This is a genomic window from Paenarthrobacter sp. NPDC057981, assembly GCF_042886835.1.
GTDB lineage: Bacteria > Actinomycetota > Actinomycetes > Actinomycetales > Micrococcaceae > Arthrobacter.
Genome location: NZ_JBHVQI010000055.1, coordinates 1 through 1,370, shown reverse-complemented (window position 1 = coordinate 1,370; position 1,370 = coordinate 1). Strand labels below are relative to the sequence as shown.

Annotated in this window: 1 rRNA gene; it reads left to right on the top strand. The window is 53.2% G+C overall.

Annotated features, from left to right (window positions below):
* A 23S ribosomal RNA gene (locus ACFVSI_RS22070) occupies positions 1-1,370 on the top strand; the annotation flags it as partial.

Below are 1,370 nucleotides of genomic sequence, written 5' to 3'. Positions count from 1 at the left end.
AGGCTAGGCTAGCCGGGCGACGGTTGTCCCGGTTTAAGCGTGTAGGGGGTGTGACCTGGTAAATCCGGTTGCATACTAACCCTGAGGCGTGATGACGATGCACTACGGTGCAGAAGTAGTTGATGCCCTGCTTCCAGGAAAATCCTCTAAGCTCCAGGTAACATTAAATCGTACCCCAAACCGACACAGGTGGTCAGGTAGAGAATACCAAGGCGCTTGAGAGAACTCGGGTGAAGGAACTAGGCAAAATGGTGCCGTAACTTCGGGAGAAGGCACGCTGGCATGTAGGTGAAGTCCCTTGCGGATGGAGCTGAAGCCAGTCGAAGATACCAGCTGGCTGCAACTGTTTAATAAAAACACAGCACTGTGCAAACACGAAAGTGGACGTATAGGGTGTGACGCCTGCCCGGTGCTGGAAGGTTAATTGATGGGGTCAGCCGCAAGGCGAAGCTCTTGATCGAAGCCCCAGTAAACGGCGGCCGTAACTATAACGGTCCTAAGGTAGCGAAATTCCTTGTCGGGTAAGTTCCGACCTGCACGAATGGCGTAACGACAGGCTGTCTCCACCCGAGACTCAGTGAAATTGAAATCGCTGTGAAGATGCAGCGTTCCCGCGGCAAGACGGAAAGACCCCGTGAACCTTTACTATAGCTTGACACTGAACATTGAGCCTTGATGTGTAGGATAGGTGGGAGGCTTTGAAGCGTGGACGCCAGTCTGCGTGGAGCCATCCTTGAAATACCACCCTTTAATGTTTGATGTTCTAACTCGGCCCCATAATCTGGGGTGAGGACAGTGTCTGGTGGGTAGTTTGACTGGGGCGGTCTCCTCCCAAAGAGTAACGGAGGAGCACGAAGGTTAGCTAATCACGGTCGGACATCGTGAGGTTAGTGCAAAGGCATAAGCTAGCTTGACTGCGAGAGTGACGGCTCGAGCAGGTACGAAAGTAGGTCTTAGTGATCCGGTGGTTCTGTATGGAAGGGCCATCGCTCAACGGATAAAAGGTACTCCGGGGATAACAGGCTGATACCGCCCAAGAGTTCATATCGACGGCGGTGTTTGGCACCTCGATGTCGGCTCATCACATCCTGGGGCTGAAGTAGGTCCCAAGGGTATGGCTGTTCGCCATTTAAAGTGGTACGCGAGCTGGGTTTAGAACGTCGTGAGACAGTTCGGTCCCTATCTGCCGTGGGCGTTGGAAGATTGAGAGGGGTTGCTCCTAGTACGAGAGGACCGGAGTGAACGCACCACTGGTGTTCGGGTTGTCATGCCAATGGCATTGCCCGGTAGCTAAGTGCGGAAAAGATAAGCGCTGAAAGCATCTAAGCGCGAAACTTGCCTCAAGATGAGTCTTCCCTGGGCCTTTAAGG